Source organism: Serratia sp. CY31944, assembly GCF_052169175.1.
GTDB lineage: Bacteria > Pseudomonadota > Gammaproteobacteria > Enterobacterales > Enterobacteriaceae > Serratia > Serratia sarumanii.
In genome coordinates this window covers 102,461-129,053 of sequence record NZ_JBJNLG010000001.1, presented here as the reverse complement: position 1 = coordinate 129,053, position 26,593 = coordinate 102,461, and the positions used below count along the sequence as shown (strand labels likewise).

Sequence of the window (26,593 nt, the reverse complement as noted above, 5' to 3'; positions counted from 1 at the left end):
GAGAAGCGATGCCCCGTCCGATAACCGCCACGATGCATCTTGGCGCAATTGAAAATAACCTGCAGGTGGTGCGCCGTTTCGCCCCCGGCGCCAAAGTCTGGGCGGTGGTCAAGGCCAACGCCTATGGCCACGGCATCAAACACGTTTGGCGTAGCATGGCGCAAACCGACGGCTTCGCCATGCTGGATCTGGCCGAAGCGGTGCTGCTGCGTGAGTCGGGTTGGCAAGGGCCGATTCTCCTGCTGGAAGGTTTCTTCCAGCCGCAGGATTTGGCGTTGCTCGATCGTTATCGCCTGACGACGGCGGTGCACAGCGACTGGCAGCTGGCGGCGATCGCCAATGCCACGCTGAGCGCGCCGCTCAATGTCTATCTGAAAGTGAACAGCGGCATGAATCGGCTGGGGTTCGCACCCGAGCGGCTGCATGAGGTGTGGCGCAGGGCGCAGGCGGTTGCCAACATCGGTGAGCTTACGCTGATGAGCCATTTCGCCACCGCCGACGGCCCGGAAGGCGTGACCCAGCAGATGGCTACCATCGAGGCGGCCGCTGCCGATATCCCGCTGCCGCGCTGCCTGGCCAACTCGGCCGCCACGCTGTGGCATTCTTCTACCCACGGCAGTTGGGTACGCCCTGGGATCATTCTGTATGGCGCTTCGCCGAGCGGGTGCTGGAATGACGTTGCGGCGACGGGGTTGCAGCCGGCGATGACGCTGAGCAGCGAGATCATCGGCATTCAGCAGCTGAAGTCTGGCGATCGCGTGGGTTACGGCGGCCGTTACAGCGCCGCCGGCGCGCAGCGTATTGGCGTGGTGGCCTGCGGTTACGCCGACGGCTATCCGCGTCATGCGCCGACCGGCACGCCGGTATGGGTTGACGGCGTGCTGACACGCACCCTGGGAACGGTATCGATGGATATGCTGGCGGTGGATCTGACGCCCTGTCCGCAAGTCGAGCTGGGCGCCGAAGTGGAGCTGTGGGGGAAACGCCTGCCGGTGGACGAGGTGGCCACGGCGGCAGGAACGTTGGGCTATGAGCTGCTGTCGGCGTTAGCGGCGCGGGTGCCGGTCGCCATTGAAGCCTGAGCCGCGGCTCAGGCGACTTTTCTGATCTGCCCTTTAATCTGCTTGCTGAGCCGCCGCGCGTGCAGCGCCAGCAGGCAGCCTGCCAGCATCACCAGCGCCAGCGACAGCTTCGGTTGCAGCGGCAACGCCATCGCCACCAGACCCAGTGCGGCACCACCCGCCATCTGCACGAAACCGACCAGCGCGGACGCGACGCCGGCCTCATTGGAATACGGCTCCAGCGCGTAGCTGGTGGCCGGGCCCATCACGAATGCCAACCCGGCGCAGGCGCTGGCGACCGGCAACATATACGCCAGCCAGTGCGCTTGCGCCGTCGCGGGCAGTAGCATGACGCCCAGCAGCAGGCCCAGACAGCCCAGCCCCATCAACATGCCGCCGGTCGCCAGACAAACCGGGCGGCCGACCTTGTGGATGATGCGGTTGGCGAAGAAGCTGACCAGCATGATCCAGAAACCGTTGGCGCCGAACACCAGCGAGAATTGCAGCGGGGTCAGGCAGGCGGTGCCCATCAGCACGTTCGGCGCCAGAGAAACGTAGGTCAGCGCCATGCCCATCGCCCCGGAGTTCACCACCGCAAAGGAGAGGAAACGGCGATCGCTGAGGATGCGCGCGTATTGGCGCACCGGCAACCCTTTGACCGGCACGGTGTCGGCAGGGCGAGTTTCCGGCAGGCGCAGCGCGATCAGCACCAACACCAGCAGCGCGTAGCCGACCAGGAACCAGAAGGGGGCGCGCCAGCCGAAGGCTTCGGCGAGCAGGCCGCCGAGCAGCGGCGCCAGCGCAGGGATGATGTTCAGCGTGCCGTTGAGAAAGCCGAAAGCGCGGGCGGCATCGTCGCCATTCAGGCGATCGCGCACGCCGCTGAAGGCGACGACGGCGGTGCAGCAAACCGCCACCCCTTGCAGCAGACGCGAAGCGATGAAAATCGTCGGGCTGGTGGCCAGCGCCGCCATCGCGGCGCCGATCATGTAGAGGATAATGCCGGCCAGCGCCACCGGCTTGCGGCCATAGTTATCCACCAGCGGCCCGGCGATGACCTGGCCGAGGCCAAGCACCAGAATAAACAGTGAAATGGTGGATTGGATCAGCGCTTCGCTGCTGCCCAGGCCGACGGCAATGGCGGGAATGGTCGGCAGGTAAAGATCGATGCCTAATGGGCCGAGCAGCACCAGGCTGAGAAGCATAAACAGAAACTTTTGCATAACAGGAAAGGCACGTCCAAGTGACAAAGAGGGCTAGAGTAGAGACTCTGGCGGTAAATGGAAAGGGGCAAAGCGGGTCAGCGCTGCGCCCCTTGGCGGTAATAGAGCGCCGAGACGGTATCGGCCACATAACGGGCCTGGTGGCGAGCATCATCCAGCGCGCGATGCGGCATACCCTCGAACGGGCGGGCTTTTTTCGGGTTAAAGCCGTGCAGTTCCGCCAGCGTGATCACCGTGCGCACGTCCTGGGTATCCCAGAATTTCCACGGGCAGGGCATTTCCAATTGCTGGAAGGCGTGTTCGAGGATCGCGCAGTCGAACTCTTTGCCGTTGCCCCAGACTTTCACCGTGTCGGTGCTGTTCATATGGATAAAGCGGCTGAGGCTGCTCAGCACGCGTTTCAGGCTCTCGGTGCCGCTGAAGGCCTGTTTGCGGGCCTCATCGGACTGTTTCGCCCACCAGGCGACCGTATCCAGGCTAATGGTTCGGCCCGGCTGGTCTTTCTGGCTGCTGACGGCGGCTTCGAATTCGGCGCCCAGCTCCCCGGTTCGGGGATCGAAAAACACCGCCGCCACCACCAGAATGACGGCGCTGGGTTTTATATCCAGGGTTTCAATGTCTAACATCAGATGGTGCATCGGCGTATCCGGCGGCTGCGTGGTGGCTTAATGTTACTACAGAACGTGCGCCGATGAGGGCTGTGTGCGCATGAAATCCTTTTAAAGCGCCGCGTTCAGGTTATGATATTCGGGATACTCTTGTCAGGTTGGTCGCTATCGGTGAGAACGCTTATCTTTATTCTGTGCATGGTTGGCTACTTGCTGTTGCTGGGCTACCTTGGCATGTTCGTCACGGACAAGATCTGTGAGAAGGCGGGTAACTACACTAAAATCTGCCGTATCGTAGACATTTCCGAACCGCACATCCCCTAATAGCCCCCTGTTTATCCCAGATAGTCGGTGGTAATCAGCGGCGTCAGGATGGCCGCCAGCGCCGTGAGCGCTCCCCATTGCCGCCAGCCCAGCCGCGCCAGCCAGTCATGCCGCTGCGGCGGCGTGGCCAGTTGCCCGACGGCCACGGCGCCGGTAAGCAGCAGCGTCAGAATCAGCAGCACCAGGCCACGGCTCACCAGCGTGAACTCTACATGCAGTACATTGGCGTAATACAGGCGCATCAGAATAAAATAGCTGAGCAAGACCCAGGCGAAAACGACGTTCTTCTTGAGCACCTGCTGCAGCATCAGCGCGAGGAACAGGCTGTGAAACAGCGACAGCAGCGGGGCCTCGATCGGATGCCGAACGCAGACGTTGTAGACCGCCATGTAAATGTTGAAAACCAGCAGGGTATAGATCACGTAAATATACCAGCCGTAGATGACCTTGAGCTTTTTCGGGTTCGGCGGCAGAGAGAGTGCGTCCGGTTTCATTAATGCCTCCTGATGATGCCATGCGAACGCTGCGGTTGAAGGCGGCGCGGCGACATCGTAATTTAAAATCCACAGGGTATATATCACCCGAGCGCTAAATGACAATTAAACGCCGGATCGGCTTTATTTCCGCGTTTGCCTGGAACTCTTTTGCGCTTGCGGGGTCGATTGGCGTGTGAACGCCTGGCGGTGTTCGCACCACAATGGAAGACGTAATGCATTGATATGAAAGATTATAAAAACACTTCGGGCACAAAAATCCTGCTGCTGTTCAGCCTGGCGTTTTATACGTTGTTGCCGCCGTTGTTGACGGCGGCCGTGTTTGACCGTTTCAATCTTAACCCGTTTTCGATCGTTAAATTTTTCCACTTTAACCCGTTTTCAGCCGATCGGGGCATACCCGGTTATCAGACGTTCTTCTACTTGCTGATGTTATGGTTGGGGGTGAATATTTTTCTCTGGCTGCTGGTGTGGGGCGCAGGGCGGCTGTATCAACGCTGGCGTGCGCCGCGCGGCTGATATTTTTCCAGGGGGAAGAGTTACGCAGGGAAATGACTTTACATTCAATAATGAGACGTATTATCATTTGAATCGCCGGTGAGGGGAAAAGGGTTGTCTCCTTCTGTGCCCCCCGATCCGGCACGACATTGCTCACATTGCTTCCAATTTTCATGCCAGCCTTGCGCTGGCGTTTTTTTATCCCGCGCCAAAAATCCACTGCGCCGGTGGTCGGCCTCTTTTCATTAGCATGCCTGTTTAAAAACCCACGCGAGGTATTGGGGGCGTCAGAACAGCGAAAACAGCAACACCACCGGCAGGCTTAACGGCCAGGTTAACCCGATGGTCAGCGCGCTGATACAGCGAATTTTGACGGTGTCCCGGCTAACCAGGTAGGTGAAAATCATAGAAACTAACAGGCCGATAAAATAACAGTATTGCGTTGCAACCCACAGCGACGACATGAAACCCGATCCCAGTTGTATTTTTACGCGCGAATTCTAGGAGCTTGGCGGGTGATAATCAATGACTAAAGGCCGTTTATTCAAACCTTTATCCATAAGAATGCATAATTTATTTCTATAAAGAACGTAGGGTTATTAACGGTCTTACGTTTATTACCAAAAGAAATCAACAGCATAGTTACCGGTAACATTCCGCGTCTGGCAAACCTTCTTTCTGGAGGTGACTCCCCTAAGCAGTAAAAGAGCCGGTGAAGGGGGGGAACGCGATGGGGGTTATGACTCATAAAAATTAATGATGTATTGGCGGGCGGACGGCTAAGGTGAGGTGGCGTGGGTTTGGCGGTACGTGAACCTTTCAGGTGCCGGTTTTAGCGCATCTGTCACGATGCGCCGCCAGCCGGCCAGGGAGGGGGGGCGTGGACGTTGCGGGTTTAATGAATGTTAAGACCGTAGACGAACAGCCACGAAAACAGCAGCGCCAGCAGGCATGCCATAAAAACGATGGAGATCATTTCCTTCACAACTTCATTCCTTTTCCCGTTGGGCTAAATTTACTTCTCTTTGTTTTTGCGCGAAATTTTAGATCGACATGGGTAAAAATCCTAGTTTTAATCGTTTTTTTCTCCCCCCTTGCGGCGTAAGCCGCTTCGATAAGGCCGTGGCGACGCCGGAAAACCGGGAACGCTAACTCGTCGTCGCCATTGCTGAACGCCTGAGGCTGACTATAGAAAATGGGGACTGCGTGGCGCCGAAGGCAGCCACGCGCCTCCCTTAAGGGGAGCCATTCATCTGTCTACGGCGCAGTCTATGAGATGAAGGAGTCGGCAATGAGCACGCACCCCATTATCGTGCTGGTACGCTGATTCTGGGACGGCGTCGCGCAGGGGATATTCGGCGATTCATACAGAGGAGATGCGTTGACCTCGCTGGTTTCCATGCCGATGAGGTGGCGGGTTTGATTGATGAGGCAGCCAGCGCGAAATACAGCAAGGGCAGAAAGGGTTTTCGGACTAAAAGATGACATTCTGCGGCAGGCTATCCCTTCGCTGAAATCGCTATCGATATTAATAATCAACAGCATCATCGACACGCGGCGGCGGCAATAATGGCGTAGATGCCTGCCTTACGTATATCGCCTTAGCGTCCGTTAACGCCGATCATTTCTATGGCTGCACGATGCAACCGCTGAAAATAATCATCGGGCTGTTTTTCTATCTCCTGGATAAGGCTGGCGAGCAGGTTCTGTTTGGTTATCGGCTTGTTGGCGGTCAGCACCAGCAGCACGTTTTTGCCGAGCAGGCAGCATATTTGCTTATGGTATTCATCAACATCGTGCTTGTTGAGGCCATATAGGGTGTAATCGATCATGATGTCTAACCTGCTGACAGGTAAATGCCCGCCGCAGCGGGCTGAGAAGCCATAGAAAAATAAAATGAGGCAAATTTCGCTTAGGAAGAGACTTAAGCGATGGGGTAACGATAACTGAATGGGAATATTCCTATCAAGCCGTGTGGGCACAGAGGCGAATGTTTAGGAATAACCTCAGAAGAACAAATAATAGAGACGGCCGTTCTGGGGAATCTGACTTATTATTGATATTGCCATTGCCTAAAAATCAAACATAGATGATGTGAATATATAATGCGAAAAAGAAACAGCCGGAAAACGGCGTTTTCCGGCTGTGGTGACATTCACGCGACGTTATTTACACGGTCTGTTTGCGAAACAGTTCGCGGAATACCGGATAGATATCGTCCGGTTCGCGGATATGCTGCATGGCGAAGTTATCGAATCTTGCCTGCAGATCCTCATATTCGCGCCACAGCGTTTGGTGAGCGCGGCGAGTGATTTCTATGTAGCTGTAATAACGCACCATCGGCAGGATCTTCTTCGCCAACAGCTCATGGCACAGCGGTGAATCGTCGGCCCAGTTGTCGCCGTCCGACGCTTGCGCGGCGTAGATATTCCATTGCGCCGGGTCATAACGCTCTTCGACCACGTCGTTCATCAACTTCAGCGCGCTGGAGACGATGGTGCCGCCGGTTTCCTGCGAATAGAAGAACTCCTGTTCGTCCACCTCTTTCGCCTGGGTGTGATGGCGAATATAGACCACCTCGACGTTCTTGTAGGTTCGGCTCAGGAACAGATAAAGCAGAATGTAAAAGCGCTTGGCCATGTCTTTGGTCGCCTGATCCATCGAACCGGACACGTCCATCAGGCAGAACATCACCGCCTGGCTGGAAGGCTCCGGCCGGCGCTCATAGTTTTTGTAGCGCAGGTCGAAGGTATCGATAAACGGTACGCTTTCGATTTTCTTGCGCAGTTCGGTAATTTCCTTGCGCAGCCGCTCCTCTTCCAGCAATTGCACCGGTTCGGTGTTTTCCAGCTGGGTCAGCGCGTCTTCCAGCTCGTGCAACGCGCGTCTTTTACCGGCGGTCATGGCGGTACGTCGCGCCAACGAGTTCTGCAGCGAACGCACGACGCTGATGTTGGCCGGCACGCCGTTGGCGGTATAGCCGGCGCGATGGGTTTTGAACTCGGTCAGCTGCTTGTACTGATTCTTTTTCAGGTTGGGCAGGGCGAGATCCTCAAACAGCAGATCGAGGTACTCGTCTTTGGAGATCTGGAAGACGAATTCATCCTGGCCTTCACCGTCCTGGCTGGCGTTGCCCTGGCCGCCGCCACCGCCTGCGCCGCCCTGAGGCCGCTCAACGCGATCGTTCTGCACGAAGTGGTCATTGCCCGGGTGAACGCGATGGCGAGTGCCGCCGCGCCCCTGATGAAACATCGGTTCGTTGATATCGTCAGTGGGGATGGAGACCGACTCCCCGCTGTCTACGTCGGTGACCGAACGCTTGTTGATGGCTTCGGCAATCGACTGTTTGATTTGCGACTTGTAACGGCGCAAGAAGCGCTGGCGGTTCACCATGCTCTTGTTTTTGCCGTTCAGCCGCCGGTCAATGAAATAGGCCATACTTCCCCCAAACGACGTTGCCAACTCTTCATGTCCCGGCCGCGACAGCGCAATATGCCAGCCCCTCCCTGGGCTGCGCTGCAACGTCCATGACTGTGGACATGGCCCTGATAATGCCGCTTACCTGAGGCGTTATGAGGATTTTCTGACCCGCAGATACCATTCACACAGCAGGCGAACCTGCTTGCGGGTATAGCCTTTCTCCATCATGCGGTCGACGAAGTCGTCGTGTTTCTTCTGCTCGTCCGTCGATGTTTTGGCGTTAAACGAAATGACCGGCAACAGCTCTTCGGTATTGGAGAACATTTTCTTCTCGATCACGGTGCGCAGCTTCTCGTAGCTGGTCCAGTTCGGATTACGGCCGTTGTTGTTGGCGCGGGCGCGCAGCACGAAGTTCACGATTTCGTTACGGAAATCTTTCGGGTTGCTGATGCCGGCCGGCTTCTCGATTTTCTCCAGTTCGGCGTTCAACGACTCGCGGTCGAACAGCTGACCGGTGTCGGGATCGCGATACTCCTGATCCTGGATCCAGAAGTCCGCGTAGGTCACGTAACGGTCAAAAATGTTCTGCCCGTATTCCGAGTAGGATTCCAGATAGGCGGTCTGGATCTCTTTGCCGATAAATTCGGCGTATTTCGGGATCAGATAGCCTTTCAGGTGCTCCAGGTATTTCTCTGCCAAATCCTGCGGGAACTGTTCGCGTTCGATCTGCTGTTCCAATACATAGAACAGGTGTACCGGGTTGGCCGCCACCTCGGCGTGATCGAAGTTGAATACCCGCGAGAGGATTTTAAAGGCGAAACGGGTGGAGAGGCCGTTCATGCCTTCGTCAACCCCGGCGTAGTCGCGGTACTCCTGATAGGACTTGGCTTTCGGATCGGTATCCTTGAGGCTTTCACCGTCATACACGCGCATTTTCGAGTAAATGCTTGAGTTTTCCGGCTCTTTCAGCCGCGACAGCACGCTAAAGCGCGCCAGCGTTTCGAGGGTGCCCGGCGCGCAGGGCGCGTGGGTCAGCTCGCTGTGATCCAGCAGCTTGTCGTAAATCTTGATCTCTTCCGACACGCGCAGGCAGTAAGGCACCTTGACGATGTACACGCGGTCGAGGAACGCTTCGTTGTTCTTGTTGTTACGGAAGGTCACCCACTCGGATTCGTTGGAGTGCGCCAGAATGATGCCGTTGAACGGCAGGGCGGAGATGCCCTCGGTGCCGTTGTAGTTGCCTTCCTGGGTCGCCGTCAGCAGCGGGTGCAGCACCTTGATCGGCGCTTTGAACATCTCGACGAATTCCATTATCCCCTGGTTGGCGCGGCACAGGGCGCCGGAGTAGCCGTAGGCGTCCGGATCGTTCTGCGCATGATTCTCCAGCTTACGGATGTCCACTTTACCGACCAGCGCCGAGATGTCCTGGTTGTTCTCATCGCCCGGTTCGGTTTTGGCGATGGCGATCTGCTCCAGGATGGATGGGCGCACTTTGACGACTTTAAACTTGGTGATGTCGCCGCCGAACTCATGCAGGCGCTTCGCCGCCCACGGCGACATGATGGTGCCGAGATAGCGACTCGGGATGTTGAATTCTTTCTCCAGGATCGAGGCATCTTCCTGCGGGTTGAACAGGCACAGCGGATGATCGTTGACCGGGCTGCGTTCGCCGTTGGCGCTGAGGGTGTAGATGGGTACGCGCTGCATCAACGCCTTAAGACGCTCCGCCAGCGAGGATTTACCGCCGCCCACCGGGCCGAGCAGGTAAAGGATCTGTTTCTTCTCTTCCAGGCCCTGCGCGGCGTGTTTCAGGTAAGAGACGATCTGTTCGATGGCCTCTTCCATGCCGTAGAATTCTTCAAAGGCCGGATAGCGTGCGATCACGCGGTTGGAGAACAGGCGCGACAGGCGTGATTCTAGCGCAGTGTCGACCATCACAGGTTCACCGATAGCCATCAGCAGACGTTCGGCCGCGTTGGCATAGGCACTGCGATCTTGCCGGCAAATGGTAAGAAATTCCTGCAGTGTGAACTCTTCGTCCTTGGCAGCTTCGTAGCGCTGGCGATAGTGGTCAAATATGTTCATGATGCCCGTCCTTTCGTTATTAGCACAGGTTAAAGAGAGCGTGTGATAGTGTTCTGGCCCCCGGAAGATGAGAATACGCCTGAGTACAGCAACCCGTATGCCAACTTGGTGCGCTTATTATCGCGAGTTGCGCTGTTTGCCACTGGGCTCAGGATAAATTCACCTTCTGATTTAAGCTTAGTTTGCTTGCCGGAAAATTTCCTGCCGCAGAAAAAGCTTTTTTTAAGTCATATCAATGACTCAGTTATTACAGTGGAAGCCAAATGCCTTGTCTGGCGCGGCCTGCAGGATGAAACGTCATCGTTCCGCCATGATTAATTCATAATTCCGCTATAAGTTATTCGATCTTGGTCGTTTTCTATTGTAAAGATTAGGCGCGCAACTAAATTTTCACATAAACTATTGCGGCTATTAACCCTGTAATTTATGGAAAAAGAACCAGTGAAGATTTCAAAACTCAAAACGCTAGCAATTATCGCTTCCGCAATGGTTTGTGCGCAAAGTGCTCAGGCGGGAACCTGGTCACTCGGCGCCGGCGCGCTGGTTAGCCCGGACGCGTATCGCGGTTATCAGGATCGCGTATATCCGGTGCCCGTCATCGACTATGAAGGTGACGACTTCTACTTCCGTACTCTGACCGCCGGTTACTACCTGTGGAAAGATCAAGAAAACCAGCTGAGCATCATGGGTTACTACACGCCATGGGGCTACCGCCCTGGCGACAGCGATGACGATCGCATGAAGCGTCTCGACAAACGCCGCGGCACGCTGATGGCCGGCCTGGCTTATTCGCACCACGCGGAGTGGGGCACCCTCCGCACCACCTTCACCGGCGACACGTTGAACTACAGCAACGGGCTGGTGGGCGATGTGGCTTATCTGTACAAGTTTGATCTGGACGCGCTGACGCTGGTTCCGGGCGTAGGCGTGATGTGGAACAGCAAAAACCAGAACAAATATTACTACGGCGTCAGCGCCAATGAATCGCGCCGCAGCGGCCTGGACAGCTACACCCCTGGCGATAGCTGGGCGCCGTATCTCGAGCTGAGCGCCAATTACCAGATCAACAAAAGCTGGAACGCCTTCTTCCTCGGCCGCTATGTGAAGTTGTCGGATGAAGTGAAAGACAGCCCGATGGTGGATAAATCCTACACCGGTTTGTTGATGACGGGTGTGAGCTACACCTTCTAATCACGCATTGCACGATTATCGTGCATGGCGTGCATCAAAAAGGGGCGCTGGCGCCCCTTTTGCACATCTGCAGTGCGCTGTCGCGCGCGGCGCCTCAGGCCTTCTTACGGCTGCGGAAGGTCACGCCCAAACGGGCGGGTTGCTCGCCTGCGGCGACCAGCGGTTTGCTGACGCGCCCGGTCTCGATGCAGACCATGGTCTTGTAACCGTCGTTCGGCATATCCCCCATGCTGCAGGAGAGCTCCACGCCGGGGTTCCAGGCGATGACGTCGCTCATATGATGGTGGTGAACCTCTATGGTGCGCGCGAGCGCCTGATCGCGGATCTGGCTGAAGGCTTCCGGGCGGGTATAGACGCGGTCGGTTTGGCCGACGAAGGTCACTTCGCCTTCCTGAAGCGCCTCTGCGCCGCCCGCCACCTTGTCGATATAAGGCTCGCCCAGGCCCGCCACGCTGACCCGATCGATGTCGCCGACCTGGAAGTAACTGTGCAACGCCGCCGTGGCCTGATAATCGCCGTGCGATTCCAGTTCGATTTCGCACTCCGCACCCAGCTTGAAGCGGGCAATCAGCGTGAAGGCGTGCGGCCACAGTTTGCGGGTCTGCTCATTGTCTTTCAGCGTAAAGGTCAGGATGACGCCGTTGTCATCTTCATCGTGCGCCGTTAGGCTCCAGGGCTGGTTGCGGGCAAAACCGTGGGAGGGTTGCGCCACCGGGCCGAACCACGGCCAGCAGATCGGCACGCCGCCGCGGATGGCCTTGCCTTTGGCGAAGGGGGTATTGTTGCTGAGCCAAATCACCGGCTGCTCACCGCTGGGCTGCCAGGCCAGCAAATGGGCGCCCTGCAGTGCGACGGCTGCGCGCACTTTCGGATGCGACACCACAACCACGCCCAGCTCATCGAGTTGCCGCTGGCTGATGTATGGCGAAATCTGTTCGGAAACGGGCAGGGTGAAAATTTTCTCGTTCATTTCATGACCTATTGTTTGCCGGAGAGACAAATAAAAAAGGGCGACAAAAATGTCGCCCTCATTATCAGCTTAACATCATGCCATTACTTGGAGATGTGAGCGATCAGATCCAGAACCTTGTTGGAATAACCGGTTTCGTTGTCGTACCAGGAAACCAGTTTCACGAAGTTGTCGTTCAGTGCGATACCGGCTTTGGCATCGAACACGGAAGTCAGCACTTCGCCGTTGAAATCGGTGGAAACCACGTCGTCTTCAACGTAGCCCAGAACGCCTTTCATAGAACCTTCAGCGGCGTCTTTGATGGCTTTCTTGATTTCTTCGTAGGTAGCCGCTTTTTCCAGACGCACGGTCAGGTCAACAACGGATACGTTTGGCGTCGGTACGCGGAACGCCATACCGGTCAGTTTGCCTTTCAGCTCTGGCAGAACAACGCCAACCGCTTTCGCTGCGCCGGTAGAAGAAGGGATGATGTTCTGGGATGCGCCGCGGCCGCCGCGCCAGTCTTTGTGGGACGGGCCATCAACGGTTTTCTGAGTTGCGGTGGTCGCGTGAACGGTGGTCATCAGGCCTTCAACGATACCGAAGTTGTCGTTGATGACTTTAGCCAGTGGCGCCAGACAGTTGGTGGTGCAAGAGGCGTTGGACACGATGTCCTGGCCGGCATATTTATCAAAGTTGGCGCCGCGCACGAACATTGGGGTCGCATCTTTGGATGGGCCAGTCAGAACCACTTTTTTAGCGCCGGCGGTGATGTGCTTACGTGCGGTTTCGTCGGTCAGGAAGATACCGGTCGCTTCAGCAACCACGTCAACACCCACTTCGTTCCACTTCAGGTTAGCCGGGTCTTTCTCTGCGGTAACACGGATGGTTTTGCCGTTAACAACCAGGTGGCCGTCTTTAACTTCTACCGTACCGTTGAAACGGCCGTGAGTAGAGTCATACTTCAGCATGTAAGCCATGTACTCTGCGTCCAACAGGTCGTTGATTGCAACGATCTCGATGTCAGAACGCTCTTGAGCAGCACGGAAAACAATGCGACCGATACGGCCAAAACCGTTGATACCTACTTTGATAGTCATATATTCCACCAGCTATTTGTTAGTGAATAAAAGGTTGGTTGTAAAATTACAAAAACCTTACCCAGCGTCAAGCGGAATCGTGTCAATTCTTGCGGCAAGTCAAACCGGAAGGGTGGTTTTGCACGCTTATTGCACAGTCCATTTGCGCTCGGCCTCATCCGTTATATGGGGACAAGCCGCCAAGTATAAAGTCAGCATACGCAAGATGTGTGATCGCTATCACATATCATCGTGACGTGGCCTTTATGGGCTACAGTTTAGGCCAAAAAACCCTGCAGTGGTGTTAATTTTTTGTTATTATTAATCATTGTTTTCGTTGACATTATCCACATTCAGAGATAAGCACAAATGGCTAAAGAGACAACCCCCGGTCATCCGGTCACGGAACTGAATGAAATCCAACGTTATGTGACGCAACAGCGCGGCACCGAAGCGCCGTTCAGCGGCAAATTGCTGCACAACAAGCGCGAGGGCGTGTACCATTGCCTGTGCTGTAACCAGCCGCTGTTCTATTCCGAAACCAAATACGATTCCGGCTGCGGCTGGCCGAGCTTTTATGAGCCGGTTTCCGCCGATGCTATCCGTTATCTTGATGATAATTCACATAATATGCATCGTGTTGAAATCCGCTGTGGCCATTGCGACGCACACCTGGGGCACGTTTTCCCCGATGGCCCGCAGCCGACCGGCGATCGCTACTGCGTCAATTCCGCTTCACTGAGCTTTACCGATGGCGAAAATGGCGACCAAACGGCTGGTTAAGTGGTAATTTAACCAACAAAATCGATTCAGCTAATTATTCATCCGTAAGCGAGAAGGGCTCTGATGGACGTGAAAGATCTGATTGCGGCGATGACGCCCGAGATATACCAGCGCCTGGTACAGGCGGTTGAGCTGGGCAAATGGCCGGACGGCGTGGCGCTGACGCCGGAGCAAAAAGAAAACAGCCTGCAGGCGGTGATGCTGTGGCAGTCGATGAACAACGTCGATCCGCAGCACATGAGCATCGGCACCGACGGGCAGATCGTGATGAAGAGCAAGCAAGAGCTGAAACAGCAGTTTGTTGCCGAGCCGTTGGCCAAACTCAAACCGCAGTAAGGCTGCCCTAATGAAAGCGGGGCGATGTCGCCATCGCCCCGTCGATTCACCGTTTTTCGCCCTTAATTCCCAGCGATTCCGCCAGCTGCTGCGCCAGCCGATTGTCGTCATCCGCGCCGTATTCCCAGAACATCGCACCGCCCAATCCCTGACTTTTGATGTATTCGGCCTTGATGGCTACCGAACGCGGATTCTCGTAGGAGATTGCGAACAGCGGCTTGCCTTCGGCGGATTGCAGCGTCAGGTAAGGCACTTTGGCGTCGTCATCCCAGTGCTCGCGAAAACGATGCTGGGGATCGTTGAGCAATTTGCTGACGATATCGTGGTATTTAAAGTAAGTGTCTTTGCTGAGATCCAGCCCCAGCGCGTTGAACAGGGCGGTTTCTCGCGCGCTGAAGTAAGGTTGCGTCACCGGATGTTTGGCGGCGTCCGGCTTGTCCCAGTCGATACCCGCCTCGGTCGCCCGTTTCGGAACCCGGCCGTAGAAACCGATACCCAGGTTCATCTGCGCCGGTTTCAGGCCGGCAGCCAGATAATTCTTGACCACGAAATCGGCGCTGTAGCGGTCGGCGGCCGCCACGGTTGGCCAACGCTTTGAATCGTACAGGTTGGCATTGAAGTACTGCGTGCCGTAAGCCATGTCGTAGGTCATCAGATTGATGTAGTCGAGGTAAGGGGCAATGCTTTTCACATCAACCCATTCCTGTGGGCTTTTGACGTTGGCCCCGACGGCGATGGTTAACAGCTTGCCTTTATCCAGCGCCTGATGAAGCTCTTTCAGCAGCAGGGTGAAGTTGTCGCGATCCGCTGGTTGGCTTTCCACCAGCCCCCAGGCGCCGTTCACCGGATATTCCCAGTCCAGATCGATGCCATCCAGCTGATACTGGGCGATCACCTGCAGCGCGGAGCGGATGAATATCGCCCGGTTTTCCGCAGTTGCCGCGGCACCGGAGAAACCGCGTGCGCCCCAGCCGCCGACCGACAGCAGCACTTTCAGCTCGGGGTTCTGTTTACGCAGTATCGGCAGCCGTTGCAGATCGGCCGTGACCTTCGGCGACAGGTAGATCTGGTGGCGGCGAGCGGGGTCTTTCAGCGCTGCATTGGCTTCGTCTTTCTCGCCGTTGTAGATCAGGCCGAACGAATAGTTGAGGTGGGTGATTTGCGTGACGTCCAGCTTGTCGATGTCGCCACCGGGGCCAGCGGTGACGTCGCCGCCGCCGTTGAAGTAGCCGACGGAGAGATAAGCCGCCTGGGCCGTGCCTGCGCCGGCCATAGCCAACTGCACCGCCGCCAGCAAAGGCAGCAGTTTTCGGGTTATTTTCATGTCTGTCTCCTTGGGTCGGCAAGGCCGACCGTACCGCCAGGGGCGGTCACAATAAAACCGGGCTCAGCGGGCCCCGGATGCGTATAACCGATTGACGCCAAAAGCGTCGCAGCCATAACAGCAAAAGCGCCTGCTGCTCACAAGCGGCTGGCGGAGAAGAAGGACGATATTGTGAGCGGCGTCGAAGTTTCGCCGCCGCTCGGAGAAGGCGCCGCTGGCGCCCGGGAGGGTTAGTGGGCGAGAAACTGTGACAGGGTAACTAATTGTGCGCCGGCGCGCGCCATGTCCTGCAGCGCCCGCTCGCTGTCGTCCGGCTGCAGATTCACGCCGCGGCAGCCGTCGACGATCACCTGCGTTGGATAGCCGGCAGCCAGCGCATCCAGCACGCTGAACTTCACGCAGTAGTCGGTCGCCAGGCCCATGATTGCCAGCCGCCGGACGCCCTGCGATTGCAGCCAGCCGTGCAGTTCGGTCTGCGCTCGGTGGCCGTTATCGAAGAATGCGCTGTAGCTGTCGATATCGGTATCCTGCCCTTTGCGAAAAACGGCATTGATATGTTGCCGCTGTAACTGGGGGTGAAAATCGGCGCCGTGGCTCCCTTGCACGCAGTGCACCGGCCACCACACCTGCGGCAGGCCTTCCAGCTCGCCGAGGGTGCCGACCTGCGCATGGGAGTTCACCGCAAAACTGCGGTGATTAGCGGGATGCCAGTCCTGGCTGGCCACCACCGGCTCGCCACGCGCCAGACAGGCGGCGATCGCCTGATTGGCCACCGGGATGACGGCGTCGCCCGCCGTGACCGCCAGCGCGCCGCCGGGGCAGAAATCGTTTTGCAGATCGATCAACAACAGGGCCGTTTTCATCGCCGCTCCAGAGTTCAGTAGGTTAACCGTTGATGCTCAGTTCGCCGCGCAGGTCTTGCTGCATCAGGGCGCGGATTTGTTCCGGCGTCAGCGGCTGGCTCAGCAGGTAGTGCAGCTTGGTCAGGGCGGCTTCCACCGTCATGTCGAAACCGCTGATCACCCCGGCGTGCGCCAGCGCGTTGCCGGTGGCGTAGCCTTCCATATTGACGCGCCCGGAGATGCACTGCGTCAGGTTCACCACCACGATGCCGCGTTCTGAGGCCGCGCGCAACTCGTCGATCAGCTCGGCCTTCTGCGGCGCGTTGCCGACGCCGTAGGAACGCAGGATCAGCGCTTTGACCGGCTGCAGCAGGAAGTTGCGCACCACCGCGCCGGAAATGCCCGGATAGATAGTGACCACGCCGATCGGCTGCGGCGTAATGTCGTGCACCCGCAGCGCGCCGTTGCATGGCGGGCTGTCGATGCCTTGCTGGCGGCGAATGTGAATACCGGCTTCCAGCAGCGGCGGCAGATTCGGGGAGGCGAAGGCGTCGAAGCCGTCGGCGTGCGCTTTGGTGGTGCGGTTGCCGCGGAACAGCTTGTTGTTGAAGAACAGGCTGACTTCATTCACCGGATGGTTGGCCGCCAGATACAGCGCGTTGAGCAGGTTGGTCTGGCCATCGGAACGCAGCTCCGCCAGCGGAATCTGCGAGCCGGTGACGATCACCGGTTTAGCCAGGTTTTCCAGCATGAAGGAGAGTGCCGACGCGGTGAACGCCATGGTGTCGGTGCCGTGCAGGATCACGAAGCCGTCGTAGCGATCGTAGTTCTGCTTGATGTCGTCGGCGATGTGCTGCCAGTCTTCCGGTGTCATATCCGAAGAGTCAATCAATGGCGCATATTCATGAATGGTGAAATCCGGCATTTCCGGGCGATGGAATTCGGGCATCAGCGCCAGCTGGCGCTGCAGGTGGCCGGAAACCGGGATATAGCCGTGATCGGAACGCTGCATGCCGATGGTGCCGCCGGTGTAGGCGACGTAAATGGATTTCTTTTGCATGGTCATGATTTTAACAAAGATAAGATGGGCTGAATTATAGGGGCATGGCGGCAGAAAAAAAGCCCGGCGATGGCCGGGCTGCAGAATTATTTGTTAGCGGACTTCTCCGCAGGTGAGACAGATCGCATAACGGTTTTGCGGATCGTTCAGGTTATTGAACAAGCCCGGCTGTTCTTTCACCGCGTTGGCGACCGAGGCCAGCGGAGCGGGCAGCATGGCCTGAATCGCCGCCGGCAGCATGGCGTGAACGGAAACGCCGAACTGGCTGAGCACCATATCGCTCAGGCTTGGGGTATCGACGAACCAGTTGAGCTGCCACTGCTGCAGCTTCGCCAGCTCGGCGGCTTTTTTCACCGCGTCGTCGAAATCGCCCAATTGATCGACCAGGCCGTTGGCCTTGGCGTCGCTGCCGAGCCAGACGTGGCCCTGGGCGATTTGGTCAACCTGCTGCGGGGTCATCTTGCGCGATTTGGCGACCAAATCGAGGAAGTTCTTATACCCGTTTTCGATGTTCAGCTGCATCATCTGCGAGAACTCCTGCGGCAGCGCCTTGGTGACCGCAATGTCGGCCAGCGGCGAGGTCGCCACGCCATCGGTGTGCACGCCCAGCGTATCTAGGGTTTTCTCGTAGGTGTTGATGATGCCGAAAATGCCGATGGAACCGGTCAGGGTGCTCGGGCTGGCGATGATGTAGTCGGCCGGCGTCGAAACCCAGTAGCCGCCCGACGCGGCCATGCCGCCCATCGAAACCACCACCGGTTTGCCGGCGGCGCGCACGGCGGCCAGTTCGGAACGGATCACTTCGGATGCGCTGACGCTGCCGCCCGGGCTGTTGACGCGGAACACCACGGCCTTGATGGCCGGATCCAGACGGGCCTGACGCAGTTCGGCGGCGGTGGTATCACCCCCGACGTTACCCGGCGTCTGCGGGCCGTCCATGATGGCGCCATTGGCGAAGACCACGGCGATCTTGCCGCCCTGATTGGCGTCCGGCTTCGGCTGATAGTCGTAGATGCTGATGGCGTTGAAATCGTTCGCCTGTTTATCCCAGCCGAAGGTCTTGACCAGCTGATTTTCGATCGCGGTGCGCGAGGCCAGCTCGTCCACCAGCTTATTGTCCAGCGCATAGCGAGCGGTGTCGCCACCGGCTGCCTGCAGGCCGCTCAGCACGCCGGCGGCGCCCGGGAACAGCTGCTGTGGCGTCAGCTGGCGGTTGGCCGCGACGGTTTCCAGATAGTTCTGCCACAGGCCGCCAATCCAGCGGCTGTCCGCTTCGCGCGCCGCCGGAGACATATCGTCGCGGATCAGCGGTTCCACCGCCGATTTATAGGTGCCGACGCGGAAGATATTGGTGGTGACCTTGAGCATGTCCAGCAACGACTTGTAATACAGGTTGTTGGTGGCGAAACCGTGCAGATCGACCGCGCCCTGCGGCGACAGATAGACCTTGTTGGCGTAGCTGGCCAGGAAGTATTGCGTCTGGTTGTAGCTGTCGCCGATGGCGAAGATCGGCTTGCCGCTGTCGCGGAACTCGCGCAGCGCCTTGCCGATATAGCGCAGCGACGGCTGATCGGCGCCGACGAAGTCATTCAGCTGCAACACCATGCCGGTAATGTTTTTATCGTCTTTGGCCTTGCGGATGCTATCGACCACGTCGAACAGCGAGTTTTCCTGCAGACGGCTGCTGGAGGCGCCCAACAGCTCGCGGCCCCATTGCCGCACCCGGTTGTTTACCGAGGGCTGATCGACCACCACGCCGCTTAAATCGACCAGCAGCGCACCGCGCGCCGGGGCCGTCGTGGTGGAGGAACTTTGGAAGGACAGATAGATGCCGACCCCAACCAGGATCAGCAAGACCAGGAACAGGTTAAGGATCAGTTCCCTGATAAAATTCAGCAGACGCCATGTCCACCGGAAAATGCCGGCAATAATTTGCCACAATGTGCGCATGTGCTCTCCAACAAGAGTCGAGAATGTTCCGCTATCCTAATGAGCGGCCGGGGAAATGTCAGCTTTAAATCGTGGCACACAGACGCTATCGCCGAGGCTGTAACTCGTCGTTTAGCTATGTTAACGTGGCCGGAATGAAAATTGTTATCAGGAGTTTACGATGGATGCTCTGGATCTTTTATTGAATCGCCGCTCGGCTTCGCGCCTGGCGGAACCGGCGCCGGCGGGGGAAGTGCGCCAAAATATCATCAACGCGGGCCTGCGTGCGCCCGATCACGGCGCGCTGCAGCCGTGGCGTTTCGTGATGATCGAAAATCAGGGTCTGGAGCGCTTCAGCCAGCTGCTGCAGGCGGCGGCGAAACAGGATCAACTGGACGAAGCGGCGATCGAAAAGGCCACCAAGGCGCCGTTCCGCGCGCCGCTGATCATCACCGTCATTGCGCACTGCACTGAAGAGACCAAGGTGCCGCGCTGGGAGCAGGTGGTTTCCGCCGGTTGCGCGGTGCAGGCGATGCAGATGGCGGCGCTGGCGCAGGGCTTTAACGGCATCTGGCGCACCGGCGCCTGGACCGAGCATGCGCTGGTGCGCGAAGCCTTCGGCTGCCGCGAGCAGGACGAGATCGTCGGTTTCCTCTATCTGGGCACGCCGCAGCTGAAGGCCGCCACCAAGGTGACCCCGCCGGACAGCACGCCTTTCGTCAGCTATTTCTGAGTTTTCTCCCGCGGGGCGCGGCGAAAATGCGCCAAACCCCGCAAAATCGCATGGTTTCTGAGCAGGCCGTTCGCTTATCGCTGGCGCGCTCTTATCAATCCCTTCGGCAAGCGCTACCCTATGTTATCTTGAGTGCCGTTACCGAAGGGAGTGGACTATGACATCGCCAGCGATCCGTTTAACCCAGTACAGCCATGGCGCTGGCTGCGGCTGCAAAATCTCACCGAAAGTTCTCGAAACCATCTTGCACAGCGAGCGGGAAAAGTTTGTCGATCCGCGCCTGCTGGTCGGCAATGAAACCCGCGACGACGCGGCGGTGTACGACATCGGCAACGGCGTCGGCATCATCAGCACCACTGACTTTTTCATGCCGATCGTCGACGATCCGTTCGATTTCGGCCGCATTGCGGCCGCCAACGCCATCAGCGACGTGTACGCCATGGGCGGCAAACCGATCATGGCGATCGCCATTCTCGGCTGGCCGATCGCCAAGCTGCCGCCGGAGGTGGCGCAGCAGGTGATCGACGGCGGCCGTTTCGCCTGCCAGCAGGCGGGGATCGCGCTGGCCGGCGGCCATTCCATCGATGCGCCGGAACCTATTTTCGGCCTGGCGGTCACCGGCGTGGTCAATACCGAGCGGGTGAAGAAAAACAGCGCGGCACAGGCCGGGGCGAAACTCTATCTGACCAAGCCGCTGGGCATCGGCGTGCTCACGACCGCCGAGAAACAAAGCAAACTGCGCACTGAGCATCAGGGCCTGGCGACCGAAGTGATGTGCCGCCTGAACAAGCCGGGCGCCGACTTTGCCGAGGTGGCGGGCGTCACGGCGATGACCGATATCACCGGCTTTGGCCTGCTGGGCCACCTGAGCGAGGTGTGCCAGGGCTCCGGTCTGCAGGCGACGGTCTGGTTCGATCGGGTGCCGAAGCTGCCGGACGTCGAAGCGTATATCGCCGAAGGTTGCGTGCCGGGCGGCACCGGGCGCAACTTCGACAGCTATGGCCATCTGGTGGGCGAGATGAGCGATTTGCAGCGCCAGCTGCTGTGCGATCCGCAAACCTCCGGCGGCTTGCTGTTGGCGGTATTGCCAGAGGCGGAAGCGCAGGTGCTGGCGATTGCCGGGCAGCACGGTATCACCCTCAACGCCATCGGTGAGCTGCATGTGGCATCGGCCGGTAAGCCGCTGATCGAGGTCGTGTAGTGTCCAACATCCAAGGAAGGCCGGACAGCGACGATTACCCACGCATTTTCCTGCAGGACGTGCCGCTGATTGACGTGCGCGCACCGATCGAATTTCAGCAGGGCGCCTTCGCACAGGCGGTGAATTTACCGCTGATGATCGACAGCGAACGCCAGGCGGTCGGCACCTGCTATAAGCAGCATGGGCAGCAGGCGGCGATCGCGCTCGGCCACAGCCTGGTGAACGGCAAACTGCGCGAACAGCGCACCGCCGCCTGGCTGGCGGCCTGCTCAGCGCGGCCCGAAGGCTATATTTACTGCTTCCGCGGCGGGCTGCGCTCGCAGCTGGTGCAGCAATGGCTGCACGAGGCCGGCGTGGATTATCCGCGTATCACTGGCGGTTATAAAGCGCTGCGCAATTATCTGCTCGGTGTACTGACGCAAAGCGCGCAATTGCCGATGGCCCTGGTGGGCGGTAATACCGGCAGCGGCAAGACGCTGCTGGTCAACGAACTGGCCGACGGCGTCGATCTGGAAGGCGCGGCGCGCCATCGCGGTTCATCTTTTGGCCGAACGCTGGCGGGGCAGAGCTCGCAGATAGATTTTGAGAATCGTCTGGCTGTGTTATTGCTGAAAAAACAGCATGGTGGCAGCCGCCGTTGGGTGCTGGAAGACGAAGGGCGGATCATCGGCAGCAACAATCTGCCGTTGCCGTTGTTCAACGGCATGCAGCAGGCGCCGGTGGCGGTGATCGACGATCCGTTCGATATTCGTCTGGCGCGTCTGCAGGCCGAATATATCGACGGTATGCGCGAACAGTTCGAACAGGCCTATGGCATGGAAGAGGGCTGGCGGCAGTACGACGACTATTTGCATCATGGCCTGTTCGCCATTCGCCGCCGTTTGGGCCTGGAGCGCTTCCAGCAGTTGACGCAGCGGCTGGAGGCGGCGCTGCGGGCGCAGCGCCTCAGCGGCGAGGGCGACGCGCACCGCGAGTGGTTGGCGCCTCTGTTGCAGCAGTACTACGATCCGATGTATTGCTATCAGTTGGAAAAGAAAGCCCAGCGGATCGTCTTCCGCGGGAACTATGCAGAAGTAAGAGAATTCTTGATGACGTTCAGCCAGAAAAACGGTGATTAATGCGACTGTTCATAGCCGAGAAACCGAGTTTGGCGCGCGCCATTGCCGACGTCTTGCCCAAGCCGCATCGCCGCGGCGACGGCTATATCGCCTGTGGCAACAACGACGTGGTGACCTGGTGCGTCGGCCATCTGTTGGAGCAGGCCCAGCCTGACGCCTATGACAGCCGCTATGCGCGCTGGTCGTTGGCGGATCTGCCAATCATCCCCGAAAAATGGCGCTTACAGCCACGCCCTTCGGTCAGCAAACAGCTCAACGCCATTAAAAAGCTGCTGCTCGAAGCCGATGAAGTGGTTCACGCCGGTGACCCGGATCGCGAGGGGCAACTGCTGGTGGATGAGGTGCTGGACTACCTGGATTTGACGGCGGAGAAGCGCCAGAACGTGCGCCGCTGTCTGATCAACGATCTCAATCCGCAGGCGGTGGAGCGTGCTGTCGGGCGTCTGCGCGACAACCGTGATTTCATTCCGTTGTGCGTGTCTGCGCTGGCGCGTTCGCGCGCCGACTGGCTGTACGGCATCAATATGACCCGCGCCTACACGCTGTTGGGCCGCAACGCCGGTTACGACGGCGTGCTGTCGGTGGGCAGGGTGCAGACCCCGGTGCTCGGATTGGTGGTGCGCCGCGATGAAGAGATCGAAAACTTTGTGCCAAAAGACTTCTTTGAGGTCAAGGCGCACATCGTCACGCCGAAAGAAGAACGCTTTGTGGCGCTGTGGCAACCCAGCGAGTCCTGCGAACCTTATCAGGATGAAGAGGGGCGTTTGCTGCACCGGCCGTTGGCGGAGCACGTGGTCAAGCGCATCGAGGGGCAGCCTGCCCTGGTCACGTCCTATAATGATAAACGGGAATCAGATACCGCGCCGCTGCCGTTCTCGCTCTCTACGCTGCAAATCGAGGCGGCCCGGCGCTATAACCTCAGCGCGCAACAGGTGCTGGACGTTTGCCAGCGGCTGTACGAAACCCACAAATTGATCACCTATCCGCGTTCCGACTGCCGCTATCTGCCGGAAGAACATTTCGCCGGCCGCCACGCGGTGCTGAACGCCATCAGCATGCACCAGCCTGAGCTGTATCCGCAGCCGGTGATCGACAGCGATCGCCGCAACCGCTGCTGGGACGATAAAAAGGTCGATGCGCACCACGCCATTATTCCCACCGCCCGCGCCGGCAAGGTGAATCTGACGCAGGATGAACGGAATGTGTATGGGCTGGTGGCGCGCCAGTACTTGATGCAGTTCTGCCCGGATGCGGTGTTCCGCAAATGCGTGATCGAGCTGGATATCGCCGGCGGCAAATTCATCGCCAAGGCGCGTTTCCTGGCGGAGGCCGGTTGGCGTACGCTGCTGGGCAGCAAGGAGCGCGACGAGGAAAACGAAGGCGCGCCGCTGCCGGTGGTGGCCAAGGACGATGAGCTGCTGTGCGAGCGCGGTGAAGTGGTGGAGCGCCAGACGCAGCCGCCGCGGCCGTTTACCGACGCCAGCCTGTTGTCGGCCATGACCGGCATCGCGCGTTTTGTACAAGATAAAGCGTTAAAGAAAATCCTGCGGGCGACCGATGGTTTAGGTACGGAAGCGACGCGAGCGGGGATCATCGAATTGCTGTTCAAACGGGCGTTTCTGTACAAGAAGGGGCGCTATATTCACTCCAGCGAAACCGGGCGCGCGTTGATTCACTCGCTGCCGGATCTTGCTGCGCGTCCTGATATGACGGCCAACTGGGAAGCCACGCTGACGCAAATCAGCGAGAAATCCTGCCGCTATCAGGACTTTATGCAGCCGTTGGTCGGCACGCTGCAAGAGCTGATTTATCAGGCCAAGCAGAGCCGGGCGAGCATGGCGTTTCGTGGGTTGCCGCCGCCGCCTTCCAGCGGGGGCAAAAAACGCAGGAAAAGCGCCGGCAAGGCGCAGGAGAAGAGTGAATGAAGCATGGACTCAGTGGGGTTTTAGCCGCCGCTGTCTTGGCGTTTTCCGGCCTGGCCGCCGCCAATCGCGGCGATGTGGACGTGGTGTTGCCGGTTTCGCCGGAGATTTGGGGCACGGCCAAAAGCGGCGTCAACCCGCCGCCGGCGCAGCCCTGCAACCGCTGTTGTGTCTACCAGAACCAGAATTATTCCGAAGGGGCGGTGCTCAAAGTCGAAGGGGAAGTGCTGCAGTGCGTGCGTGAGCCTAACACCATCGGCACCAATCCCTTGATTTGGGTGCGATTGAAGAAGTGACGATGTAACCTATCGCCGCGCTCAGCGCGCATCGCCTTGCGCGGCGATATAGTCCGCCAGCAGTGGAACGTCGGCGGGCGCCAGGGCGTATTCCTGCGCCTGTTGCGGCGTGACCCAGACCAGCGCCGAGTGGCAATGCAACTGCAATTCACCGGAGAACTCTGCGACTCGCCAGGCATGCAGCCGGATGAGGCGTTCGCCTTGCTGCCACTGATTGCTGCCCACATGGTCGCCGATACGGGCGCAAATCCCCAACTCTTCATCCAGCTCGCGCGCCAGCGCCTCTGGCTGGCTTTCGCCGGCTTCAACCTTGCCGCCGGGAAACTCCCACAGACCGGCCTGATCGCTGCCTGCGCCGCGCTGGGCCAGTAAAATGTGGCCGTTCTGTTCCAGAATAGCGGCTACCACGTCGATAATTTTCATTGGCTTCACAGAGTAAAACCCCGGCGAGCGCCGGGGTGATGGGTTTACAGCGTAAATTCCGCCCAGACCGGCGCATGGTCGGAAGGTTTTTCCATGCTGCGGGTTTGGTAATCGATGCCGGTGGCGATGCAGCGCGAAGCCAGAGGGGTGCTGGCCAGCAGCAGATCGATACGCAGGCCGCGGTTGTCGTCGAACCCTTTGGAACGGTAGTCGAACCACGAGAATTCGTCGCTGCGCCCCGGGTTGGCGTGGCGGTAGGTGTCCACCAGCCCCCAGTTCAGCAGGCGGTCCATCCATTCGCGCTCTTCCGGCAGGAAGGAACACTTGCCGGTGCGCAGCCAGCGTTTACGGCTGTCTTCGCCGATGCCAATGTCATAATCGCTCGGGCTGATGTTCATGTCACCCATGATCAATACCGGGGATTCCGCCGACAGCTGCTGCTCCAGGTAGTTTTGCAAATCCTGATAAAAGCGTGTTTTAGCCGGGAATTTGATCGGGTGGTCGCGGCTTTCACCTTGCGGGAAGTAGCCGTTGATCACCGTCAGCGTGCCCTGCGGCGTAGCCAGATCGGCCATGATGATGCGACGCTGCGCATCTTCTTCATCGGTCGGGAAACCGCGGCGCACGGCCAGAGGCTCCGCTTTGGTCAGCAGCGCTACGCCGTAATGGCCTTTTTGCCCGTGATAGAACACGTGATAGCCGTGCTGGCTGACTTCTTCCAGCGGGAACATGTCGTCGTGAACTTTCGTTTCTTGCAGGCCGATCACGTCGGGCTGGTGCTGTTCGATAATTGCCGCCAGCTGATGCGGACGCGCGCGCAGTCCATTGATATTAAAAGAGACAAACTTCATGAGCGGTGCCGTTTTCACGAGAAAAATGTGCTGTGATAGTAGCAGAGTTTGGCGGGAAATGTAACGCAGACAGCGGCGGGACCGCTGGTTGCGCAGCGGCTTTATTTCGCCCAGCGGTCGTAATTTTTGGGTTGATAGTCGTCAAACTGTTGCAGCAGCGTTTGCGCCGATTCACTGATGTGCAGGGTGCCGAGGTAGTCGTGGCGCATAAAGCCCTGATCGGCGACGTGCTCGAGGAACTGGCTCAGCGGGCGGTAGAAGCCGTTGACGTTGAGCAGGCCGACCGGTTTGTTGTGATAGCCGATTTGCCCCCAGGTCCAGATTTCAAACAGCTCTTCCAGCGTGCCGATGCCGCCGGGCAGGGCGATAAAACTGTCCGCCAGCGCCGCCATACGGGCTTTGCGCGTATGCATATCCGGCACCACTTCCAATTCAGTCAGGCCGCGATGCGCGGTTTCCGCTTCAACCAGGCGCTCGGGGATAATGCCGACAGCTTCACCGCCCGCCGCCAACACCGCGTCCGCCACGATCCCCATCAATCCTTTTTTGCCGCCGCCGTAGATTAAACGGCGCCCCTGTGCGGCCAGCAGCTGCCCCAGTTGACGAGCCTGCTCGGCATAAGCGGGATTGACGCCTTCGCTGGCGCCACAAAAAACGCAAATATTGTTTCGCATCCACCTGTTCCTTACTGCACTAAAGAAGCCAGTGGTATAGCGAATTGTCGGCCGGAGTTCAAGTTACGGCTGGGAGGCGGAAATAAAACGCTGGATGAGAGCGCCGTTCGACGGTGTGAGTTTTCCCGAAGCGCGAGTGATAGATGCGATGTGCTTTGATGAGGTTTGG

28 protein-coding genes are annotated in these 26,593 nt (G+C 58.4%); 11 read left to right on the top strand and 17 right to left on the bottom strand.

The window, feature by feature from the left end:
• Window positions 1-8 precede the first annotated feature (8 nt).
• Window positions 9-1,082 (top strand): catabolic alanine racemase DadX, encoded by a 1,074-nt coding sequence (dadX, locus tag ACJ8IN_RS00585; RefSeq protein WP_060427428.1) that lies wholly within the window; start codon window positions 9-11, stop codon window positions 1,080-1,082.
• Window positions 1,083-1,090: 8 nt separating this feature from the next.
• Here dadX and ACJ8IN_RS00580 read toward each other — a convergent pair whose 3' ends face one another.
• The 3 genes from ACJ8IN_RS00580 to ACJ8IN_RS00570 all read right to left on the bottom strand — a co-directional run bounded on the left by ACJ8IN_RS00580 (window position 1,091) and on the right by ACJ8IN_RS00570 (window position 3,710).
• Window positions 1,091-2,284, bottom strand: coding sequence for a multidrug effflux MFS transporter (locus tag ACJ8IN_RS00580; RefSeq protein ID WP_308325783.1), 1,194 nt, complete (start codon window positions 2,282-2,284; stop codon window positions 1,091-1,093).
• A 77-nt stretch (window positions 2,285-2,361) separates the two neighbouring features.
• Entirely contained in the window at window positions 2,362-2,922 is a 561-nt protein-coding gene (locus tag ACJ8IN_RS00575; protein WP_033634819.1) for a 3'-5' exonuclease, read from the bottom strand.
• A gap of 305 nt (window positions 2,923-3,227) precedes the next feature.
• On the bottom strand, window positions 3,228-3,710 hold the full coding sequence (locus ACJ8IN_RS00570; protein WP_047567085.1) for a hypothetical protein: 483 nt from the start codon (window positions 3,708-3,710) through the stop codon (window positions 3,228-3,230).
• Window positions 3,711-3,935: 225 nt separating this feature from the next.
• Between ACJ8IN_RS00570 and ACJ8IN_RS00565 the strand changes: the two genes are divergently transcribed.
• Entirely contained in the window at window positions 3,936-4,229 is a 294-nt protein-coding gene (locus ACJ8IN_RS00565) for a hypothetical protein (protein ID WP_308325782.1), read from the top strand.
• 266 nt (window positions 4,230-4,495) lie between these two features.
• Here ACJ8IN_RS00565 and ACJ8IN_RS00560 read toward each other — a convergent pair whose 3' ends face one another.
• The 5 genes from ACJ8IN_RS00560 to yeaG form a co-directional block, all read right to left on the bottom strand.
• Entirely contained in the window at window positions 4,496-4,672 is a 177-nt protein-coding gene (locus ACJ8IN_RS00560; RefSeq protein ID WP_033634815.1) for a GhoT/OrtT family toxin, read from the bottom strand.
• Between the two features lie 805 nt (window positions 4,673-5,477).
• Window positions 5,478-5,756 carry a hypothetical protein gene (locus ACJ8IN_RS00555; RefSeq protein WP_047567087.1) on the bottom strand — a complete coding sequence of 93 codons (279 nt, stop codon included), beginning with the start codon at window positions 5,754-5,756 and terminating at the stop codon, window positions 5,478-5,480.
• Between the two features lie 53 nt (window positions 5,757-5,809).
• Window positions 5,810-6,040 (bottom strand): hypothetical protein, encoded by a 231-nt coding sequence (locus tag ACJ8IN_RS00550; protein WP_004932237.1) that lies wholly within the window; start codon window positions 6,038-6,040, stop codon window positions 5,810-5,812.
• A gap of 337 nt (window positions 6,041-6,377) precedes the next feature.
• Window positions 6,378-7,646, bottom strand: a complete 1,269-nt coding sequence (locus ACJ8IN_RS00545; RefSeq protein ID WP_047567090.1) for a YeaH/YhbH family protein — start codon at window positions 7,644-7,646, stop codon at window positions 6,378-6,380.
• Window positions 7,647-7,778: 132 nt separating this feature from the next.
• Window positions 7,779-9,713 carry a protein kinase YeaG gene (yeaG, locus tag ACJ8IN_RS00540; protein ID WP_004932230.1) on the bottom strand — a complete coding sequence of 645 codons (1,935 nt, stop codon included), beginning with the start codon at window positions 9,711-9,713 and terminating at the stop codon, window positions 7,779-7,781.
• Window positions 9,714-9,755: 42 nt separating this feature from the next.
• On the opposite strand from yeaG, the gene ACJ8IN_RS00535 reads away from it, so the two are divergent.
• Together ACJ8IN_RS00535 and ACJ8IN_RS00530 are read left to right on the top strand one after the other, a co-directional pair.
• Entirely contained in the window at window positions 9,756-10,031 is a 276-nt protein-coding gene (locus tag ACJ8IN_RS00535; RefSeq protein WP_154067234.1) for a hypothetical protein, read from the top strand.
• A gap of 108 nt (window positions 10,032-10,139) precedes the next feature.
• Window positions 10,140-10,904 carry a MipA/OmpV family protein gene (locus ACJ8IN_RS00530; RefSeq protein ID WP_033647613.1) on the top strand — a complete coding sequence of 255 codons (765 nt, stop codon included), beginning with the start codon at window positions 10,140-10,142 and terminating at the stop codon, window positions 10,902-10,904.
• 94 nt (window positions 10,905-10,998) lie between these two features.
• On the opposite strand, the gene ACJ8IN_RS00525 is transcribed toward ACJ8IN_RS00530, so the two are convergent.
• Window positions 10,999-11,874: a D-hexose-6-phosphate mutarotase gene (locus ACJ8IN_RS00525; protein WP_047567093.1), complete on the bottom strand. Its 876-nt coding sequence runs from the start codon at window positions 11,872-11,874 to the stop codon at window positions 10,999-11,001.
• Window positions 11,875-11,957: 83 nt separating this feature from the next.
• Window positions 11,958-12,953, bottom strand: coding sequence for a glyceraldehyde-3-phosphate dehydrogenase (gene gapA / locus ACJ8IN_RS00520; protein ID WP_004932222.1), 996 nt, complete (start codon window positions 12,951-12,953; stop codon window positions 11,958-11,960).
• A 348-nt stretch (window positions 12,954-13,301) separates the two neighbouring features.
• Between gapA and msrB the strand changes: the two genes are divergently transcribed.
• A complete protein-coding gene (msrB, locus tag ACJ8IN_RS00515; RefSeq protein WP_004932219.1) occupies window positions 13,302-13,715 on the top strand; it encodes a peptide-methionine (R)-S-oxide reductase MsrB in 414 nt (137 codons plus the stop codon).
• 63 nt (window positions 13,716-13,778) lie between these two features.
• The gene (locus tag ACJ8IN_RS00510) at window positions 13,779-14,051 is read left to right on the top strand and encodes a YeaC family protein (protein WP_033634809.1); all 273 of its coding nucleotides are present in this window, start codon (window positions 13,779-13,781) and stop codon (window positions 14,049-14,051) included.
• A gap of 46 nt (window positions 14,052-14,097) precedes the next feature.
• Here the strand turns inward: ACJ8IN_RS00510 and ACJ8IN_RS00505 are convergent, their stop codons facing one another.
• From ACJ8IN_RS00505 to sppA, 4 genes are all read right to left on the bottom strand, one after another.
• A complete protein-coding gene (locus ACJ8IN_RS00505) occupies window positions 14,098-15,375 on the bottom strand; it encodes a glycoside hydrolase family 18 protein (RefSeq protein ID WP_308325781.1) in 1,278 nt (425 codons plus the stop codon).
• 230 nt (window positions 15,376-15,605) lie between these two features.
• On the bottom strand, window positions 15,606-16,238 hold the full coding sequence (gene pncA / locus ACJ8IN_RS00500; protein WP_197846321.1) for a bifunctional nicotinamidase/pyrazinamidase: 633 nt from the start codon (window positions 16,236-16,238) through the stop codon (window positions 15,606-15,608).
• A gap of 22 nt (window positions 16,239-16,260) precedes the next feature.
• Window positions 16,261-17,277 (bottom strand): asparaginase, encoded by a 1,017-nt coding sequence (gene ansA, locus ACJ8IN_RS00495; protein ID WP_033638505.1) that lies wholly within the window; start codon window positions 17,275-17,277, stop codon window positions 16,261-16,263.
• 93 nt (window positions 17,278-17,370) lie between these two features.
• Entirely contained in the window at window positions 17,371-19,227 is a 1,857-nt protein-coding gene (gene sppA, locus ACJ8IN_RS00490; protein WP_033634806.1) for a signal peptide peptidase SppA, read from the bottom strand.
• A gap of 160 nt (window positions 19,228-19,387) precedes the next feature.
• Here sppA and ACJ8IN_RS00485 point away from each other — a divergent pair, with 160 nt between their 5' ends.
• The 5 genes from ACJ8IN_RS00485 to ACJ8IN_RS00465 all read left to right on the top strand — a co-directional run bounded on the left by ACJ8IN_RS00485 (window position 19,388) and on the right by ACJ8IN_RS00465 (window position 24,476).
• Window positions 19,388-19,939: an NAD(P)H nitroreductase gene (locus tag ACJ8IN_RS00485; protein WP_004932204.1), complete on the top strand. Its 552-nt coding sequence runs from the start codon at window positions 19,388-19,390 to the stop codon at window positions 19,937-19,939.
• Between the two features lie 157 nt (window positions 19,940-20,096).
• Window positions 20,097-21,140 (top strand): selenide, water dikinase SelD, encoded by a 1,044-nt coding sequence (selD, locus tag ACJ8IN_RS00480; protein WP_060421347.1) that lies wholly within the window; start codon window positions 20,097-20,099, stop codon window positions 21,138-21,140.
• Complete coding sequence (gene mnmH, locus ACJ8IN_RS00475) at window positions 21,140-22,258, top strand: tRNA 2-selenouridine(34) synthase MnmH (protein WP_308325780.1); 1,119 nt, start codon at window positions 21,140-21,142, stop codon at window positions 22,256-22,258. The genes selD and mnmH overlap by 1 nt, the downstream gene beginning before the upstream one ends.
• Window positions 22,258-24,183, top strand: coding sequence for a DNA topoisomerase III (locus tag ACJ8IN_RS00470; protein WP_308325779.1), 1,926 nt, complete (start codon window positions 22,258-22,260; stop codon window positions 24,181-24,183). Before mnmH ends, ACJ8IN_RS00470 begins: the two co-directional genes overlap by 1 nt.
• Complete coding sequence (locus ACJ8IN_RS00465; protein ID WP_041035422.1) at window positions 24,180-24,476, top strand: YnjH family protein; 297 nt, start codon at window positions 24,180-24,182, stop codon at window positions 24,474-24,476. The genes ACJ8IN_RS00470 and ACJ8IN_RS00465 overlap by 4 nt, the downstream gene beginning before the upstream one ends.
• Window positions 24,477-24,497: 21 nt before the next feature.
• Here ACJ8IN_RS00465 and ACJ8IN_RS00460 read toward each other — a convergent pair whose 3' ends face one another.
• The 3 genes from ACJ8IN_RS00460 to ACJ8IN_RS00450 all read right to left on the bottom strand — a co-directional run bounded on the left by ACJ8IN_RS00460 (window position 24,498) and on the right by ACJ8IN_RS00450 (window position 26,424).
• Window positions 24,498-24,899, bottom strand: coding sequence for a pyrimidine (deoxy)nucleoside triphosphate diphosphatase (locus tag ACJ8IN_RS00460; RefSeq protein WP_197846345.1), 402 nt, complete (start codon window positions 24,897-24,899; stop codon window positions 24,498-24,500).
• A gap of 44 nt (window positions 24,900-24,943) precedes the next feature.
• Window positions 24,944-25,750, bottom strand: coding sequence for an exodeoxyribonuclease III (xthA, locus tag ACJ8IN_RS00455; RefSeq protein WP_164038906.1), 807 nt, complete (start codon window positions 25,748-25,750; stop codon window positions 24,944-24,946).
• A 101-nt stretch (window positions 25,751-25,851) separates the two neighbouring features.
• Window positions 25,852-26,424, bottom strand: a complete 573-nt coding sequence (locus ACJ8IN_RS00450; protein WP_004932190.1) for a TIGR00730 family Rossman fold protein — start codon at window positions 26,422-26,424, stop codon at window positions 25,852-25,854.
• Window positions 26,425-26,593 lie beyond the last annotated feature (169 nt).